The sequence below is a fragment of the Roseovarius sp. 217 genome (assembly GCF_000152845.1).
In the GTDB taxonomy this organism is placed as follows: Bacteria; Pseudomonadota; Alphaproteobacteria; order Rhodobacterales; family Rhodobacteraceae; genus Roseovarius.
The window spans coordinates 3,084,198-3,101,293 of sequence record NZ_CH902584.1; the positions used below are offsets into that span (position 1 = coordinate 3,084,198).

15 protein-coding genes are annotated in these 17,096 nt (G+C 60.9%); 9 read left to right on the plus strand and 6 right to left on the minus strand.

Annotated elements, in window-relative coordinates; all coding sequences use genetic code 11:
• Complete coding sequence (locus ROS217_RS14745; RefSeq protein WP_217623017.1) at window positions 1-2,244, minus strand: ATP-binding protein; 2,244 nt, start codon at window positions 2,242-2,244, stop codon at window positions 1-3.
• 640 nt (window positions 2,245-2,884) lie between these two features.
• Between ROS217_RS14745 and ROS217_RS14750 the strand changes: the two genes are divergently transcribed.
• Window positions 2,885-3,493: a response regulator transcription factor gene (locus tag ROS217_RS14750; RefSeq protein ID WP_009818578.1), complete on the plus strand. Its 609-nt coding sequence runs from the start codon at window positions 2,885-2,887 to the stop codon at window positions 3,491-3,493.
• Window positions 3,494-3,805: 312 nt separating this feature from the next.
• On the opposite strand, the gene ROS217_RS24125 is transcribed toward ROS217_RS14750, so the two are convergent.
• The 4 genes from ROS217_RS24125 to ROS217_RS14770 all read right to left on the minus strand — a co-directional run bounded on the left by ROS217_RS24125 (window position 3,806) and on the right by ROS217_RS14770 (window position 7,782).
• Window positions 3,806-4,576, minus strand: coding sequence for a hypothetical protein (locus tag ROS217_RS24125; RefSeq protein WP_157046616.1), 771 nt, complete (start codon window positions 4,574-4,576; stop codon window positions 3,806-3,808).
• An 883-nt stretch (window positions 4,577-5,459) separates the two neighbouring features.
• Entirely contained in the window at window positions 5,460-6,521 is a 1,062-nt protein-coding gene (locus ROS217_RS14760; RefSeq protein ID WP_040651535.1) for a methyltetrahydrofolate cobalamin methyltransferase, read from the minus strand.
• Between the two features lie 10 nt (window positions 6,522-6,531).
• Window positions 6,532-7,455, minus strand: coding sequence for a methylenetetrahydrofolate reductase (locus tag ROS217_RS14765; RefSeq protein ID WP_040651537.1), 924 nt, complete (start codon window positions 7,453-7,455; stop codon window positions 6,532-6,534).
• A 30-nt stretch (window positions 7,456-7,485) separates the two neighbouring features.
• Entirely contained in the window at window positions 7,486-7,782 is a 297-nt protein-coding gene (locus ROS217_RS14770) for a virulence factor (protein WP_009818582.1), read from the minus strand.
• A 236-nt stretch (window positions 7,783-8,018) separates the two neighbouring features.
• Between ROS217_RS14770 and ROS217_RS14775 the strand changes: the two genes are divergently transcribed.
• From ROS217_RS14775 to ROS217_RS14785, 3 genes are read left to right on the plus strand one after another with little or no spacing between them, the layout of a single operon-like run.
• Window positions 8,019-9,131, plus strand: coding sequence for a Ppx/GppA phosphatase family protein (locus ROS217_RS14775; protein WP_009818583.1), 1,113 nt, complete (start codon window positions 8,019-8,021; stop codon window positions 9,129-9,131).
• Between the two features lie 41 nt (window positions 9,132-9,172).
• Window positions 9,173-9,589, plus strand: a complete 417-nt coding sequence (locus tag ROS217_RS14780) for a phage tail protein (protein WP_254656431.1) — start codon at window positions 9,173-9,175, stop codon at window positions 9,587-9,589.
• Window positions 9,590-9,599: 10 nt separating this feature from the next.
• On the plus strand, window positions 9,600-10,316 hold the full coding sequence (locus ROS217_RS14785) for an RlmE family RNA methyltransferase (protein WP_009818585.1): 717 nt from the start codon (window positions 9,600-9,602) through the stop codon (window positions 10,314-10,316).
• A 4-nt stretch (window positions 10,317-10,320) separates the two neighbouring features.
• Here the strand turns inward: ROS217_RS14785 and ROS217_RS14790 are convergent, their stop codons facing one another.
• Entirely contained in the window at window positions 10,321-10,530 is a 210-nt protein-coding gene (locus tag ROS217_RS14790; protein WP_009818586.1) for a hypothetical protein, read from the minus strand.
• A gap of 248 nt (window positions 10,531-10,778) precedes the next feature.
• Here ROS217_RS14790 and ROS217_RS14795 point away from each other — a divergent pair, with 248 nt between their 5' ends.
• The 5 genes from ROS217_RS14795 to selD all read left to right on the plus strand — a co-directional run bounded on the left by ROS217_RS14795 (window position 10,779) and on the right by selD (window position 16,859).
• Window positions 10,779-11,642 carry an FAD binding domain-containing protein gene (locus ROS217_RS14795; RefSeq protein WP_009818587.1) on the plus strand — a complete coding sequence of 288 codons (864 nt, stop codon included), beginning with the start codon at window positions 10,779-10,781 and terminating at the stop codon, window positions 11,640-11,642.
• Window positions 11,639-12,118 carry a (2Fe-2S)-binding protein gene (locus ROS217_RS14800; RefSeq protein ID WP_009818588.1) on the plus strand — a complete coding sequence of 160 codons (480 nt, stop codon included), beginning with the start codon at window positions 11,639-11,641 and terminating at the stop codon, window positions 12,116-12,118. Before ROS217_RS14795 ends, ROS217_RS14800 begins: the two co-directional genes overlap by 4 nt.
• Window positions 12,118-14,367 carry a xanthine dehydrogenase family protein molybdopterin-binding subunit gene (locus ROS217_RS14805; protein ID WP_009818589.1) on the plus strand — a complete coding sequence of 750 codons (2,250 nt, stop codon included), beginning with the start codon at window positions 12,118-12,120 and terminating at the stop codon, window positions 14,365-14,367. Before ROS217_RS14800 ends, ROS217_RS14805 begins: the two co-directional genes overlap by 1 nt.
• Window positions 14,367-14,612 carry a MoaD/ThiS family protein gene (locus ROS217_RS14810; RefSeq protein ID WP_009818590.1) on the plus strand — a complete coding sequence of 82 codons (246 nt, stop codon included), beginning with the start codon at window positions 14,367-14,369 and terminating at the stop codon, window positions 14,610-14,612. The genes ROS217_RS14805 and ROS217_RS14810 overlap by 1 nt, the downstream gene beginning before the upstream one ends.
• Before the next feature lie 75 nt (window positions 14,613-14,687).
• Entirely contained in the window at window positions 14,688-16,859 is a 2,172-nt protein-coding gene (selD, locus tag ROS217_RS14815; RefSeq protein WP_009818591.1) for a selenide, water dikinase SelD, read from the plus strand.
• Window positions 16,860-17,096 lie beyond the last annotated feature (237 nt).

Here is a 17,096-nt window from a genome sequence, read left to right on the forward strand (position 1 = left end):
TCAATCCGCTCTTGAGGCAAGGCTGAACGCAATTGTGTGGTATGTGGAATCGACACAATACGTCGTGTCCGCGGAGCTGACGCCTTGGGTGGCCGTCTGATTGATGACGGCGCGCAAAGCTTCGCGACGCAGAGGTTTCGTTTCGACCCTGTCAAAACCTGCGGCTTCCAGATCGCCGCGGTCCTCCGCCCGCACATGCGCTGTCAGGGCGACGATGGGTGTCTTTGAATTCGGGCCCCGGCTGGCTCTGATACGGCGCGTAGACTCTCTACCGTCCAGCCGCGGCATGCTGATATCCATTAAGATCAAGTCATATTGCTCAGCTGCCGCGCATTCCAACCCTTCCATGCCATCACAGGCAAGCTGGACTTTGTGACCATCGTTGGTCAGCATGCTCTCCAGCACAAGACGGTTAGTGGCATTGTCCTCGACAACCAGAATATTGAGGGTTCGATCGGATTTTTTCCTTGGGGGTAGGGGGACATGGGAAGGCTCCGGCGCTGCGACTACGCCTGTTGCCGGGGGCAGGGGCAGGCGCACCCAAAATAGGCTGCCTTCTCCAAGTTCACTTTCGACGCCAATGTTGCCTTTCATAAGCTTGACCAGTTGGCGTGCAATGCCGAGCCCAAGACCCGTCCCCTCGGGTCTGTCACCCGAGATGTCCTGAACACGCATAAAATCATCAAACACTTTCGGTAGGTCGGTCTCACTTATACCAATGCCGGTGTCTGTGACCTGAAATTCCACCTCGTCCAAACCGCTCTGGCTAGGGTCATGTCGCGTCACGTCCAACGTGATTTCGCCATCCTTGGTGAATTTGATTGCATTCGAAACGAGATTGAGGAGCACTTGATAAATCCGTGCCCGATCTCCTATGCTTCGTCCAAGCCCAGAGTGGGGCCTGCGCAGGCGAAGGGCATTTCCTCGGGCCTGTGCCGGCCCCTGTTGGGTTTCAACCAACTCTTCCAGCAATTGGTCCAGATCAAAGGCCGCAGGTCGCAGGACGATCTGTCTTGCAGCGGCTTGGGTCAAATCCAGCGCATCGGTGATTTGCGTCAAGAGGAGTTGACCCGACGACCGCATGATCCGGGTGAACTTCTCTTGGTCGGGCGTTAACCCAGTATCGTCCAGCAGTTCAAGCGCTCCCAGAATACCATTCAGCGGTGTGCGCATTTCGTGACTGATCATCGCGAGAAATCGTGCTTTGGCTCTCTCTCCTGCAAGTGCCCGGTCGCGGGAGCTAGCGATTTCGGCCTCGGCGGCGATCCGTTCGGAAATATCCCGAACAAAGCAGATGCAAATTGTGGTTTGGCCCCGCTTTGCAAGATCCGCCGACAACTCAGCTGCAAACTCGCGGCCTGCGAAATTGCGAACTATCACATCCTCTCGGCGCACTGGACCGTCGACGCATGTCTCTCGCAATACGTTCGCATCAAGTGGCTTCAACCGTCCATCAGCTTGCTTGTAAAATAGAAATTCACTTAGTTTGACTGGAGTTGCAGGATCTCCTGAAAGTTCCAGCAAGTCACCTGCGCGCGCATTTGTATCTTCGATGCGCCCATCTGGGCCAACGACCAGAACGGCATCCTGCGAGGTGTTGAGGATGGTTGCCAGCCTATTTGATGTACTCGTACTTTGCTCGGCCTGCCTGCGATAGCTGCGATACAGGCGCCAAACCAAGAATAAGAGCGAAGAGAGGGCCGCAAGCATCATGACACTGAGTGCCGCCATCGAAAGAATTTTTGCGGTGAGGCCGGCGCGTTCCGAATCCGAGCGCTTGGCATGCGCGGCCAGTCCCCGCGTTGCGATACTTCGAATTGGGTCGGCCATTTCCAGACCGAGTGAGATCAGGCGGTCTCGTTCTTGAAATACTGTTGCCGCATCCGTATCAACAAGAGGTACCATTCTCGCAAGAAGGTCCCCGATGCGGTCGAGGTCTGCATGAGAAACATCCTGTGCCAAAACTTCGCGGTACACCCTGCCGTTCCTTAGGGCCGTTGCTCGGCTGTAGAGAACATCAAACTGACGCCGGACGTGATCGACTTGCTCAGGGTCAGGCGCTGACAAGGTCTGCAATGCGGCCAAGTACTTGAGCTGGTCAACCTCCAGGCGCGATGTCGTCCACTGTAGATTGTCTTGGTTCGCGATGCCGTAGTCGTCCAGTTGTACGAAAACCTTGCTGGTCATAACCACCGCCGCCACCATGCAGCCGATCGCAAACACGCTTAACGTGATCAGTAACAAGCGATGCTGGGTTGGTGACTTGCGAAGTCTCGAGGCGTGCATGATTTGCCTTATAATTCGTTACCTACATACAACTTGTTCTAGCCACTGACCGACAAGTACGCCAAACGCGCCCCCTGAAAAATAGTTCAGTACCCTGGATCGGACTAGCGCTATGGTTGTATATCAATCAAAGTGATCCTTTGTCACCTAGGCCTATGGGTTTTCAGCGCCTTTCCATCTTGTATCGAACGTGGCGCGCAGCAAAGCTCTGGGGAGTGTTGATTGCCGTGAGGCCAAGTATTTCTATTCTTTCATTTTGTTGGTTTTATGGCGCAGAGACGTGCCGGTCGGCCTTTCGCTAAAGTTTTTGCTTTTTTTGTTGGAATGTGGCGTTTGGCGTCGAGCAAAAAGGTTGGAATGCACGGATGGGACCATGGGAACCACCACTGCTCTTGCGGGTATGCTGCGGTTTTCCAGGGTTTGACCAGCCCCCTATCCCGGAAGATAGGGGCAGCGCGGGGATTGGCATGGAACTTGCCACATGTGCAGAGGATATGGGTGACCTTGATGCGGGTTGCCGAACAATTGTCATGGCACCGAGCGCAGCTTATTATTTGAAATATAAGCAGAAAATCGGTGGCAGAGGGAAGATGCACTGATGACCAAACTTTTACTGGCCGACGACCACGATCTGGTGCGTGAGATGATCGCCGAGTACCTCCGGGTGCAGGGAGGCTTTGACGTTTTCGTGGCCGAGAGCCTAGAGAGCGCATTGAAGGTCCAAGAAAAAAATGTTCCTTTTCAGTTGGTTATGCTTGATTTGATGATGCCCGGAATGGATTCTCTGTCGGGCCTTGCCGTGATGAAATCGCGGGCGGGGTGTCCGGTGGCGATTTTGTCGGGGACGGGGACGCCGGAGGTGGCGCGGAGGGCGCTCAGATCTTGGGCTGCGGGGTTTCTGCCGAAAACGCTGGATCCACAGTCTTTGGTGGCTGCTGTCCACCATATGTTGTTGGGAGAGACCTATACGCCGCTAGATTTTCTTGAATCCGGGGATACGGAGGCGGAGGGGAAAGTGCACCTCACGCCCAGAGAGACGGATGTTCTGGTCGGCGTTCTGGACGGAAAATCCAACAAGGAAATCGCAAGAGACCTTGATATTCAAGAGGTTACGGTGAAACTGCACCTCAAAACCCTGTCCCGCAAACTCGGCGCCAAGAACCGCACCCAAGCCGCCATGATCGCCCGCGATATGGGGCTGACGTAAGGGTCGGCGCGTACAGGATGTACGTTTTGTACACGGGTTTTGTACGCAGGGGGGGAGGGGGCGGTTACCTTTAGTCGTCTTTATTGAAAGGCCGGCGAAAAGTGGTCGGAGTAGCCCGTCTTGGACGGTTGTGCAGCGTGCCGCAAGTATCGGGTTGTCGACGCGAAGGGCGGATTCCGGACATTCGCTGCAGTACCGATTGATTGATACAGGCCTTGTCAAAGCAGGCCTTTATCGTGAGAGCCAAGGTCGGCAATCGACCGTCCATGTCGGGACGCGCTCTCCAGTTGGGGTTTCTCTACCTAATAACAATTATGAAGTTAGCCGATTCATGAAATATGGCCGCATTAGTTCTTGTTCGGCGGTAGTTTTGTTAAGATCAAAAGGAAGAATTAAATACCGTAAGAAAACTCCTTCCTTATCTGGATCAATCCATAATTTCTCTGGGTTTAAGATAGTTCCAACAATGTAAAAGCCCGTCGTGTTCTGAATGTGCCCTACTTTCTGCGGTGGGTGAACTTGATACTGTACCTGTACCTCGGCGATGAATTGGCCTGGTTCTTCGCCAAAAAGTCCGTTCAAGCGCTCAGGCATAAATTCACCGTCAACAATAACATGCTCACGCATTGACATCTTGGCACCATCCAACTGATTGAGAACTAAACCACAGAAAAGAAAACTTCTTACTGGATCGGTGACAATAAAGTCATTTAGATTGAGCGCACGGTAAAACTCCGATAACTCACTTAGGAGCCGTTCTATATTTAGACAATCACTAAACTTGGATTGAATAGAGCGTTCATCATCAATACCAGGCCACAAACTTTTTGACACATTGGCAAGGTGATGTCGCGCTGCAGCGCGATCCAACCTTTCATGAAGCAAAAAGTCACAAACAAGATCTACAGTCTTGTATTTACCTCTAAATTTAAGCGCCTCAATGCATGATCGAGTGTCAGACATTATCATTGCGACATCGGCTGAGATTGGAATGTCTAACTCTGCAGTCTTATCGAGGTAGAATTGTAGGCTCTTTAGTTTTCTTGGCTCATCCAAAACAGCTAGACTCCCTGCCGCGATCACATGCCTACATCTTCGCGGACCGACATGGCGAGCACCGCAGCGTGGGATGCAGTGAAGTGTAAGCGGTATCTGCGTTCACTGTCACGGTAATTTTCCGAGTTTACATGGCATGAGCTTGTCGATGCGAATCGCAAGGTGGCGCACTTTCCCGGCTCCAAAGCGCCGCACCGCATTCGATCCAAGTGTTCTTCATAGAAGATCCGTTGAGCCATCTAGAATGTGTTGCTGGACTGCATTTCTACGCCAGCGCCCAATCGGCTTTGGTGTAAATGCGGTTGCTTTACCCGCTGACCAACGATTGAGGCAATAAAAAAACTGCCGGTGGATGAATGGCCGCAATGCGAAAGCTGCACCGCAGCGCTGGAAGTGCCTGTCAAAGTCCGCTTCGGGCCGGTCGCGTTCCGAAGGGTGCTTACGGTTTGCGCTTTTGAACTGTCCGTTTCCTGCGCATTGCCGACAGTCGTTCCTGATCAGCTGAAAGGTAGAACAGTTGTTGGGCTTACCTTCTCAAGATGCTGCGGTAGCGCGCCCTTGACCAAGCAATCCTCAAGAGACCCCGGATCAAGTCCGGGGTGACGGGGGTGGGGATCTATTGGCGTGTTTGGGTTGAGGTTTACGCCAACCATTGAGCCGTGCGGGGCCTGTCCGCCGGGGGGGCGCTGCGACGGTGTGGGCTGGCAGTTTATGTCTGCCTCATACTTCTGCGTTTTCAAGGAAATGCCACGTTGCAAAAGCGCCCGCCCGAGGGGGCGGACGGGCGCTGCGCGGCGGTGTCTGCGACACCTTGATTCCGCGCAAGAGTGTTTGGGGGAGCGTGGCACGAAAAAGCGCGGCCCTTGGAGGGGCCGCGCTTGGGTCTGTTGTGCTGAGGCTGGCCTGCGCCTTAGCCGCGGCGGCGGCTGCGGCTCCCGGCGCGGCCGCCGGTGCGGACCTCTTCGCCGGGTTTGGGGGGGGCTTTGTTGAACTTGATCCAGTTGCCGCCGTGCGGGTCGGCGTTCATCAGGAAGTTGGCGGCCATGATCGCCTCCATTTCCTTGCCCGGACGGGCCTTCATCGAGCCCAGGCCAAAGAGCTGGCAGAAGGTCTCGTCGTCCATATCCTCGGGCAGGATGAGGCCGGAGGCGGCGACTTCGGCCTTTTTCGCCTCGATCTCGGCCTGTTTCACCGGCAGCGCGATCGGGTTCATGATGGCGGAGGTCATGCCCGCCTGCATCGCCATAGGCAGAAAGGCATTGTTGATGCCGTGGCGGTTGGGCAGGCCAAAGGAGATGTTGGAGGCACCACAGGTGGTGTTGACGCCCAGCTCTTCGCGCAGGCGGCGCACGAGGGTAAAGACCTGACGACCGGCGGTGCCCATCGCGCCCACCGGCATGACCAGAGGATCGACCACGATGTCATGCGCGGGGATGCCGAAATCGGCGGCGCGCTCGACGATTTTCTTGGCGACGGCAAAGCGGACGTCGGGGTCTTCGGAAATGCCGGTGTCGTCGTTGGAGATGGCCACGACCGGCACGTTGTATTTCTTGACCAAGGGCAGCACGTATTCTAGGCGGTCTTCTTCACCCGTCACCGAGTTGAGGAGGGGACGGCCCTGAGCGGCCTTGAGACCGGCCTCAAGCGCTGCGGGAACCGAGCTGTCGATGCAGAGCGGCAGGTCGACGAGGCCCTGCACCAGCTCGATCATCTTGGTCATCAGGGGCGGTTCGGTCTCGTTCGGGTTGGGGTTGGAATTGTAGACCACGCCTGCGTTGATATCGAGCACGGTGGCACCAGCGGCGGCCTGTGCCAGAGCATCGGATTCCACTGTCGAGAAATCGCCGGCCTCAAGCTCGGCGGCGAGCTTTTTGCGGCCTGTGGGGTTGATGCGTTCGCCAATGACGCAGAACGGCTCGTCAAAGCCGATGACGGCGGTTTTGGTTTTGCTCTCGACGATGGTGCGGGTCATATGTGGTCCTTCAGGATGCGTTGGCAGGGGTGGCGGCGGCACCGCCATTGGCGATGGCCCATTCGGCATTGCTCTTGATCCCGCCGAGCGGGAAGAAATGCACATGCTCGATGTTGAACTCGGGATTGGCGGCCTTGTGGGCGGCCAGTTCGGTCAGAACGTCGTTCGGCTCATAGGGGAGCAGGAGTTTCGAAACATCCATGGCGCGTTTCTGCAGAACCTTGAGCGAAGGGCCGACACCGCAGGCGATGGCGAATTTGATCAGGGTTTGCAGCTTGGCGGGGCCGGCGATGCCGATGTGGATAGGCAGGTCGATGCCTGCCGCCTTGAGATTGTCGGCCCATTGGATGATCGGCTTGGCCTCAAAGGCGAATTGGGTGGCGAGGGCCATTTTCGCGTCGGTGGTTTCAGAGAATTTCTGTTTCCAGCGGAGCGCGTCCTCGACGTTTTTCATGCTGCCATCGGGGTCGATGTCGCGGTTGCCTTCGGGGTGGCCTGCGACATGCAGGCGCTTGAAGCCAGCGCGGTCGAATTCACCGGATTGCATCAGTTGGATGGAGCTGTCGAAATCGCCATGCGGGGTGGTGACGCCACCGGCGAGGAGCAGGGCCTGATCGACGCCCGCCTCGCCCTGGTAGCGGGCGATCCAGTCGGCCAGGGTGGCGCGGTCCTTGATGATGCGGGCCGGGAAGTGGGGCATGACGGGATAGCCGTCCCGCGCCAGACGCGCGGCGGTGGCGACCATATCCTCGATCGGGGTGCCCTCGATATGGGCGATGTAGACGCGGGTGCCGGTGGGCAGCAGGTCGCGGAAATTCTCGATCTTTTCGGCGGTGCGGGGCATCACCTCGATCGAATAGCCGTCAAGGAAAGCCTCGAGCTGGCCATTGGCGGGGGTGAATTTCTCACGCTTCTTGAAGTTGAAAAGTGCCATCGCGGCCTCCCATAGAGATCCAGAGCGCATTCACGCCCAGCCATCATTCGCGATCAGGGCCTTGATGCGCTCCTGATCAAACTCTGCGTCGATCCGGGCCGCCTCGGATTGGGCGACGGCGTCGGGTTCGCCTTCCACGGGATAGGGATCAGCCTTGCGCCATTCGGCGAGGTAGGCGTCGGTGCCAGCGGCGCCGCATTTCATCGCCGCGCGGTCGATGGCCTGCTCGAAGCGCTCGGGCAGCTGAACCTTGCTGCCGCGGCGGCCCTTGCCGACGATGACCTGAGCGGGGATGTCCCGCCAGTAGACGATGGTGACGTCGACCATGGTTGATTCCTTTTTCCTTCGTGGTCCCTACCTAATGCAGGCTGGGCGATGCGCAGGGTTCGATTTCGACAGAACGGGAGCGTCATGCGACGTGGCCACCTTAGCGGCGCGCGGCGCGGCGAGCCATTGGGCGGGATGCGAAAAATACTCATCATCGTTATGACCCGTCGCAACGCTTGCGTGCGCGCCCGCTTCGGACTAGTTTGGAGGTAACTTGAAATGGAGGGCGTGTTGCTATGACGCCCAAGCGTCCCGAAAGTGCGGGCGCGGTCCCGATACCGGTTGAGAGCCCCGCACTGACCCATCTGGATCAGGGGCCGCTCTATGCGGCGCTTGATCTGGGAACAAACAGTTGCCGGATGCTGATTGCCCAACCCGAGGGCCATCAGTTTAAAGTCGTGGACAGTTTCTCGAAATCAGTGCAGCTGGGCGCGGGGCTTGAAAGCTCTGGACGTCTGTCGCGCGCCTCAATCTATCGGACCATTCAGGCGCTTCGCGTTTGCAAGCAGAAGCTGAAGCGGCACCGGGTGACGCGCATGCGGCTGGTCGCGACCGAAGCCTGTCGTCGCGCAAGCAATGGCGCGGACTTCATGGCGCGGGTCGAGCGCGAGACCGGTCTCAAGCTCGATATCATCGCGCCTCAGGAAGAGGCACAATTGGCTGTGGTGTCTTGTGCGCCGCTGGTCAGTCTGCGCACCGATCAGCTCTTGGTGGTGGATATCGGGGGTGGGTCCACGGAGTTGGTGTGGATTGACCTGACGGCCGTGCCGCATTCCGAGCGGCGGCGTGCCATCATGCGGATGCATATGGGGTTTCATTCCAGCCCAGTCGGTCTGCCTGCGGCCAAGGTGGTGGATTGGATCAGCGTGCCCTTGGGTGTGGCGACGCTGCGCGATCAGTTCCGGGATGTCGAAGATGACGCGGCGCGGTTTGCGTTGATGAGCTGGTTCTTTGAGGAGAACCTTGCCGAATTCGCGCCCTACAAGGATGAGCAGTCGCGCGAGGGGTTTCAGATCGTGGGCACCTCGGGCACGGTGACGACGGTGGCGGCCAGCCATTTGAACCTGCGGCGCTATGATCGCAACAAAGTGGACGGGCTGACCATGACCAGTGACGAGATTGATCGGGTGATCCGGTCCTATCTGACGCTTGGTCCGGCGGGGCGCAGACGTGATCCGCGCATAGGTCAGGATCGGCAGGCGCTGATCATGTCGGGGGCTGCCATCTTGCAGGCGTTGCTCAGGTGCTGGCCGACGGATCGGCTGAGCGTGGCGGATCGAGGCCTGCGCGAAGGCATGCTCTACGCGCAGATGGCGGCGGATGGCGTATTGACGGACGGAGAGGCATGATGGTGGAGGACGGTCCGGCGCAATCACAGACTATCTGGCCTATGCCGAAGTTTTATTTCCGGGTGGCATGGGACACGTTGGAGCTGACTTTCCAAGAGGTGTCTGGGCTGGAGGTGGAAAGCCAGCCGATTGAATATCGCGCGGGAAATGCGCCCGAGTTTTCGCAGGTGAAAATGCCGGGACTCCTGAAATCGAGCACCATCACCCTGAAAAAGGGGGTATGCGCCACGGAGAGCAAAATCTTTGACTGGTTTTCCGAGATCAAGATGAACGTGATCAAGCGTAAAGATCTGACGATTGCCTTGCTGGATCAAAGTGGCGCGCCGACGATGATCTGGCGGGTCAAGAACGGCTATCCGGTCAAGGTGACAAGCAGCGCTCTGAAGGCCGAGGGCAATGAAGTGGCGATTGAAGCGATTGAGATCGCTCATGAAGGGCTGACAATTGAAAACGTGTGAGGCAGACTAGATGGCCAAGACACCGGATGGCAAGAATACCTCGGGGCGCGGGCAACGCGATCTGACGGTCAAGGTCAAGACGGCGCGTGGGCGCACATCGTCGTCGACGCGCTGGTTGCAGCGGCAGTTGAACGACCCCTATGTCAAGCGGGCGCAGATCGAGGGCTATCGCGGTCGTGCGGCCTTTAAGATCATGGAGTTGGATGACAAGTTCCGGTTTCTGGTGCCCGGCGCGCGGGTGCTTGATCTGGGCTGTGCGCCGGGGGGCTGGTGTCAGGTGGCGGTGCCGCGTGTGAACGCCCTCGGCGAGAAGAAGGGCAAGGCGATTGGCCGGATCGTGGGAGTCGATCTGCAAGAGGTGGAGCCGATTGCGGGATGCGAGATCCATCAGCTTGATTTCATGGCCGACGATGCAGACCAGCAAGTCAAGGACTGGCTGGGCGGCAAGGCGGATGTGGTGATGTCGGATATGGCCGCCTCAAGCTCGGGTCACAAGCAAACAGACCATTTGCGCATCATCGCGCTCTGCGAGGCGGCGGCCTATCTGGCGTTTGACGTCCTGGAGGTGGGCGGCACATTTGTGTCCAAGGTTCTGGCAGGTGGGGCCGAGGGCGAGTTGCAGACGCTGCTGAAAAAGCGGTTCGACAAGGTTGCCAATGTGAAGCCGCCCGCATCGCGCGCGGACAGTTCGGAGAAGTTCGTGATTGCCACGGGATTTCGCGGTTAGGCGCTCAGAACAGCGGCTGGGATGGACGGTCCGGCGCGATGGAGCGGCTGGCGGATTGTGCAAAGAGGCGCAGGTCGGCGGATAGAGTTTCGGGCAGTGCGGTTCTGTTCTGCGCCACATAGTGCGCCATGTTGCGCTGACGGAACAGCTCGAACAAGAGCGCGTGACGCGCTCTGTCGAGTTTGGGGCGGGGGCGCGGATCGGGGTCGGACATCTATGACCTTTGAGTGGCGGTGGACCAGTTATGCAGCAAAGAGCTTGTCAAAGGATTACGGCGATTTTGGCACATTAACTGTCCGAACCTATGGCATCGGGGGCAGGGGACGCACAGGAATGGCGCGCAAGGGCGGCTGAATGTCGGCAAGCGGTTTGCGTCTTGGCCCGAGTTGCGGGATAGTCAGCGAAAATGGGACTGAGTCAGATTGGGATCTGATCGGCGAGCAACAGGAAAGGAAAGCCGGAATGCGGTATGAGGCACCTCAGGATGTAGAGGCCGCTGTGCGGATACTGGCCGCAGAGCAGGGCGCGTATGTGTTGGCGGGAGGCACGGATCTGTTGGTCAAGCTCCGCTCGGAGATGGTCGAGCCGGACGTGATCGTCGATATCAAGCGGATCGCAGGCATGAAGGCGGTGATGCCGGAGGCCGGAGGCTGGCGGATAGGTGCTGCGGTCTCGGGTGCCGAGATGGGCGAGCATGCGGGGCTGGTGGCGGCATGGCCCGGTGTGGTCGAGGCGGCGGGGCTCATTGGCTCGACGCAGGTGCAGGGGCGGGCGACCTTGGCGGGCAATCTCTGCAACGCCTCGCCTGCGGCAGATTCAGTGCCGGCGATAGTGGCGGCGGAGGCGGTCGTGCGGGTGGTTGGCCCCAAGGGCACGCGCGACGTGGCGGTGATTGATATTCCCAAGTCGCCGGGCAAAACCTCGCTGGGTGCGGGGGAGTTCATCGCGTCGGTGTTTTTGCCTGCGCGCGGCGCGCGCTCGGGCGATGCCTATCTGCGGTTCATTCCGCGCACCGAGATGGATATCGCGGTGGTGGGGTGCGGGATTTCCTTGAGTTTGGACGCGGCGGGCAAGGTTGCGGCGGCGCGCGTGGCGCTGGGGGCGGTTGGACCCAAGGTGATGCTGGTGGATGCAGCGGCGGAGGCCATTGTGGGGCGGGCGCTGGATGAGGCGGCGCTGGCGGATCTGGCGGCGGTCTGCTCAAAGGCGGCCACCCCGATTGATGACAAGCGCGGCACGGTCGATTTCCGTCGCCATGTTGCGGGCGTATTGGCGCGCCGCGCGGCGGTGATCGCCGAGGCGCGCGCGAAAGGAGAGAAGGCATGAGCCGGATACATGTGACGACGACGATCAACGGCGATGAGACCGAGTTTCTTTGTGATGCTGAGGCGACGCTCTTGGATGTGCTGCGCGACGAACTGGGCCTGACGGGCACCAAGGAGGGCTGTGGCACGGGCGATTGCGGTGCCTGTTCGGTGACGGTGGATGGGCGGCTGGTCTGTTCATGCCTGATGCTGGGGGCCGAGGCCGAGGGGCGTGAGATTGCCACGATCGAGGGCATGGCGGCGGGCGAGGTGCTGCATCCGTTGCAGCAGAAGTTCATCGAGATGGCCGCGCTGCAATGTGGCATCTGCACGCCGGGGATTCTGGTGGCGGCGAAATCGCTGCTCGAACGCAACATGGACCCGTCTGAGGAAGAGGTGCGCTATTGGCTGGCGGGCAATCTGTGCCGTTGCACCGGCTATGACAAGATCATCCGCGCCGTGATGGAAACGGCAGCGGACATGCGGAGGGCGTCGTGATGGCTTTGGATGACACCAAGAAAATCAAGAATTTCAAGGTTGTGGGCACGCGGCCCAACCGGCCGGACGGGATCGACAAGGTCACCGGTCGGGCGCGCTTTGGCGCGGATATCGTGGCACCGGGGATGCTGACGGGGCGTATTCTGCGCAGCCCGCATGCGCATGCGCGGATCGTGAAGATTGATACGAGCAAGGCCGAGGCGTTGCCCGGCGTCAAGGCCGTGGTCACGCGCGCCGATTTCGGCGATGTGCCGGAGCATGTGGCCGATGTGATGGACAATTGCTTGGCCGGGGCCAAGGCGCTCTATGACGGGCATGCGGTGGCGGCGATTGCGGCCAATTCGGTGGCGGTGGCGCGCAAGGCGCTGAAGCTCATTGAGGTGGAATACGAGGTTCTGCCGCATGTGACGGATGTGGACGAGGCGATGAAGCCCGGCGCGCCGGTGCTGCATGAGGGGCGACAGCAAGAGACGGTGCCAGAAGGCCTGTCCGGCAATGTCATCGCGCGCTCTGAATTCGGGCATGGCGATATCGAGGCGGGGCTGAAACAGGCGGACCGCGTGGTCGAGCGGACCTATCGCACCGGGGCCACGCATCAGGGCTATATCGAGCCGCATGCCTGCCTTGCGACGATGAGCGCGGACGGGCAGGGCGATCTTTGGGTCTGCACCCAAGGGCATTACATGGTGCGCAATGTCTGTGCCGCCATCCTTGGGATGGAGCAGGGGCAATTGCGGGTAACAGCCAGCGAAATCGGCGGCGGTTTTGGCGGCAAGACGGTGGTCTTTCTGGAGCCGGTGGCCCTCATGCTGGCCAAGAAATCGGGCCGCCCGGTCAAGATGGTGATGAGCCGGTCCGAGGTGCTGCGGGCCACCGGGCCCACGGCGTCTTCCTCGATTGATGTCAGGATCGGGATGAAGACGGATGGCCGGATCACGGCGGCCTTTGCCGAGTTGCGCTATCAGGGCGGGGCCTATCCGGGGTCGCCGGTTGATATGGGGTCGATGTCGGCCTTTGCGCCCTATGATCTGGAGAATGTGAAAACTGTCGGCTGGGATGTGGTGAGCAACCGGCCCAAGGCGGCGGCCTACCGCGCACCCGGTGCGCCAATGGCGGCCTTTGCGGTGGAAAGTGCCATTGACGAATTGGCCAAGGGATTTGGCCTTGATCCGTTGGCGGTGCGGTTGATGAACGGAGCGAAGGAGGGCACCAAAGCCTCTTACGGTCCAACCTATCCGGCGATTGGCCTGATGGCGACGTTGGAGGCGGCGCATACGCATCCGCATTGGACCGCCCCGTTGGGCGAAAACCAAGGGCGCGGCGTGGCCTGCGGGTTCTGGTTCAACTTTGGCGGTGATACGTGCGTGAGCCTCAATGTGACGCCGGATGGGACGGTGACGGTCTCGGAGGGCAATCCCGACATTGGCGGGTCGCGCGCGTCGATGACGATGATGGCCGCCGAAGAACTGGGCATTCCCTATGATCAGGTGCGGACGGTTATTGCCGATACCGGATCGCTGGGCCAGAACGAGGTGACAGACGGCAGCCGCGTGACATTCGCGGTGGGTCTGGCCACGATTGAGGCGGCACGCGCTGCCAAGCGTGAGATGTGCAAACGCGCCGCGATGATCTGGGGCATCGACGCCGATGCCGTCGAGTGGGAGGAGGGGGCCGCGCGCCCCGCTGGTCCAAATGCGGGGAAATTCCCGCCGATGACCCTCAAGGAGATCGCCGCGATTGCCAGCAACACGGGCGGTCCGATTGCAGGACACCATGAGGTCAACGCCGAAGGGGCGGGCGTGAGCTTTGGCACGCATATGGTCGATGTCGAGGTTGATCCCGATACCGGCGCCACCAAAATCCTGCGCTACACGGTGTTTCAGGACGCGGGGCGCGCGGTGCATCCGGCCTATGTCGAGGGACAGTTTCAGGGCGGTGCCGTGCAGGGCATCGGCTGGGCGCTCAACGAGGAATATATCTATGGGGAGGATGGGATTCTGCAAAATGCGGGCTTCCTTGATTACCGGATTCCCGTGGCCTCTGACCTGCCGATGATCGACACGGTGATTTTGGAAATCCCCAATCCCGGCCATCCTTACGGCGTGCGCGGTGTGGGCGAAACGCCGATTGTGCCGCCCTTGGCCGCGGTGGCCAATGCGGTATCGGCGGCAGCGGGCGTGCGGATGACGCGCCTGCCGATGTCACCGCCGCGTGTGTTGGCGGCGATCCACGAGGCCGCGCGCGGCTGATGGTCAAGGTCGTGCTCTGGGGGTCTTTGGCCGAGAGTGCGGAGGGCGCGCGCGAGGTGGTGGTGGAGGCCGCCACGCTGCGCGCGTTGCTCGATGGGCTGGGGGAGAAATTCCCCGGCCTGCGCGCGGAGTTGGAGCGCGGCGTGTCGGTGTCGATTGACGGGCGCGTCTATAACGACAGTTGGTTCACGCCGATTGAGCCTGATAGCGAAGTTGTGTTGCTCAAGCGGCTCAAGGGCGGCTGAGCCGCGCGCATTCGCCGCTTTTCCTGCGGTTTCGCTTGGCCTATGCCGATGCGAGCATAACCGGAGAGTTTCCCCATGATGTCCGCCTCTGTTCCCCTGACTCGTGATCTGGTGCTGATCGGGGGTGGGCATGCACATGCGTTGGTGCTGCGGATGTGGGGGATGGACCCGCTGCCGGGAGCGCGGTTGACGGTGATCGACCCCAATCCGGTTGCGCCTTATACGGGCATGTTGCCGGGGTTGGTGGCGGGGCATTACCGGCGCGAGGAGCTGGAGATTGATCTGGTGCGGCTGGCGCGGTTTGCGGGCGCGCGGCTGATTGTGGGGGCGGTCACGGGGATTGAGGCGGGCGCGGGCCGGGTCACGGTCGCGGGGCGCGGCGAGATCGGGTTTGACGTGGCCTCGGTCGATGTGGGCATTCATTCGGGGATGCCACGGGTGCCGGGATTCGCCGAGCATGGGGTCGCGGCCAAGCCGCTTGGGCCCTTTGCGGGGGCCTGGGAGGGGTTTCTGGGCCGGGTGGCCGACGGGACCGCGCCGCAAGCGGCGGTGATCGGCGGCGGCATTGCCGGGATCGAATTGGCGATGGCGATGGCCTATCGGCTGCGGGGCGTTGCGGGGCGGGCGGAGGTGACGCTGATCGAGCGGTCAGCGGAGATTGCGCCGGGGGCACCGGTGATCCGCCCGCGTCTGATCCGCGCCTGTGCGGCGGCGGGGGTGCGGATTGTGACGGGGGCCGAGGTGGCGCAGGTGACGGGCGCGGGTGTGATCCTGAGCGATGGGACCCAGATTGCGGCGGGGTTTGTCGCGGGGGCAGCGGGCGCGCGGGCGCATGGTTGGCTGGCAGAGACCGGATTGCCGGTGACAGAGGACGGGTTTCTGCGCGTGGGTGCGGATTTGCGGGTCGAGGGGCAAGAGGCGATTTTTGCCGCTGGGGATTGTGCGCATCTGAGCCATGCGCCGCGCCCCAAGGCCGGGGTCTATGCAGTGCGTGCCGCCCCTGTGCTGCGCGACAATCTGCGCGCGGTGCTGAGTGGGGGCAAGACGCGGCCGTTTCATCCGCAGCGCGATTACCTCAAGCTGATCTCTCTCGGGGGAAAATCGGCCTTGGGGGAAAAGATGGGCATGGCCTTTGGCGGGCCGCTCTTGTGGCGGTTGAAGGATCGGATCGACCGCAAGTTCATGGTGCAATTCGCGGAATTGCCGGCGATGGCTGCGGCGGAGGCACCGCGTCTGCGCGCCTTGGGTGGTGTGGGAGACGAGCCGCTTTGTGGCGGATGCGGAGCCAAGGTGGCACCGGGGGTTTTGCGCGAGGTGCTGGCGGCGGAGCTGTCGCGGGGGCGCGAGGACGTGCTGACCGGGCCGGGGGATGATGCGGCGGTGATCCGCGTGGGGGGCGTGCGGCAGGTGCTGACCACGGATCATCTGCGCGGCTTTACCGAGGATCTGGGGGTGATGGCGCGGATTGCGGCGCTGCATGCCTTGGGTGACGTTTGGGCGATGGGGGCAAAGCCGCAGGCGGCCCTGGTGTCGGTGACCCTGCCGCGCCTGTCTGAGGTGTTGCAGGCGCGCAGTATGGCCGAGATCATGGCGCAGGCGGGCGATGCGTTGCGTTGCGCGGGCGCTGAGATCGTGGGCGGGCATTCGACCATGGGGGCGGAGGCGAGCATCGGCTTTACCGTGACGGGAATTTTGGACGGCGAGGCGATCACGGTCGCGGGGACGATGCCGGGCGATGTGCTGATCCTGACGCGGCCTCTTGGCTCGGGCGTGCTCTTGGCCGCTGAGATGCGCGGGGTGGCCGACGGGCGCGATATTGCCGCCCTGCTGGCCGCGTTGCAGGTGCCACAGGGGGAGGCGGCGGAGATCTTGGGGCAGGCGCATGCGATGACGGATGTGACGGGTTTTGGTCTTGCGGGGCATCTGATGGCGATGTGCCGGGCGTCGGGCGTTGCGGCTGAGGTCGATCTGGCGCAGGTGCCGGTCTATGCGGGGGCTGAAGGGTTGGCGGCGGCGGGGGTGCGGTCCACGATATGGGCGGCGAATGTGGCGGCAGCACCGGTTGTGGGCGGGGCTGGGCCACGGTTGGCGTTGTTGCATGATCCGCAGACGGCGGGCGGGATGCTGGCGGCGGTTGGGGCCGATGCGGTGCAAGGGGTGGTGCAGCGGTTGCATGCGGCGGGCCATGAGGCGGCGGTGATCGGACGGATTGTGGCGGGGCCGGTGGGGATCAGGGTGAGGGGGTGAGGGTCGCGGGTTTCCCCCGCGCGGAATCAAGGGCGAAGCCCGTCGCGCGCATCGCTGGGCCGTCCGTCGCACCGAAGGTGCGCCGCTTTACATCGGCACGCCTTTGGCGTGACGGCCTAGCGATTTTGAGAGGGAGTGCCTCTCTGATTGGTCATACGGACTTTGCTGACATAAAGTGGCAGCCAAGGCCTTTACTTCGCTAGTCCCCGGCCCATCGATCCGCGCGGCTTCGTGGTC

Coding starts and splice junctions, on each gene's coding strand:
- ROS217_RS14760 (WP_040651535.1), bottom strand. CDS start 6,521: ATGACCCGCACCATCGTCGAGAGCAAAACCAAAACCGCCGTCATCGGC.
- ROS217_RS14770 (WP_009818582.1), bottom strand. CDS start 7,782: ATGGTCGACGTCACCATCGTCTACTGGCGGGACATCCCCGCTCAGGTC.
- ROS217_RS14785 (WP_009818585.1), top strand. CDS start 9,600: ATGGCCAAGACACCGGATGGCAAGAATACCTCGGGGCGCGGGCAACGC.
- ROS217_RS14800 (WP_009818588.1), top strand. CDS start 11,639: ATGAGCCGGATACATGTGACGACGACGATCAACGGCGATGAGACCGAG.
- ROS217_RS14805 (WP_009818589.1), top strand. CDS start 12,118: ATGGCTTTGGATGACACCAAGAAAATCAAGAATTTCAAGGTTGTGGGC.
- selD (WP_009818591.1), top strand. CDS start 14,688: ATGATGTCCGCCTCTGTTCCCCTGACTCGTGATCTGGTGCTGATCGGG.
- ROS217_RS14765 (WP_040651537.1), bottom strand. CDS start 7,455: ATGGCACTTTTCAACTTCAAGAAGCGTGAGAAATTCACCCCCGCCAAT.
- ROS217_RS14780 (WP_254656431.1), top strand. CDS start 9,173: ATGCCGAAGTTTTATTTCCGGGTGGCATGGGACACGTTGGAGCTGACT.
- ROS217_RS14775 (WP_009818583.1), top strand. CDS start 8,019: ATGACGCCCAAGCGTCCCGAAAGTGCGGGCGCGGTCCCGATACCGGTT.
- ROS217_RS14750 (WP_009818578.1), top strand. CDS start 2,885: ATGACCAAACTTTTACTGGCCGACGACCACGATCTGGTGCGTGAGATG.
- ROS217_RS14790 (WP_009818586.1), bottom strand. CDS start 10,530: ATGTCCGACCCCGATCCGCGCCCCCGCCCCAAACTCGACAGAGCGCGT.
- ROS217_RS14795 (WP_009818587.1), top strand. CDS start 10,779: ATGCGGTATGAGGCACCTCAGGATGTAGAGGCCGCTGTGCGGATACTG.
- ROS217_RS14810 (WP_009818590.1), top strand. CDS start 14,367: ATGGTCAAGGTCGTGCTCTGGGGGTCTTTGGCCGAGAGTGCGGAGGGC.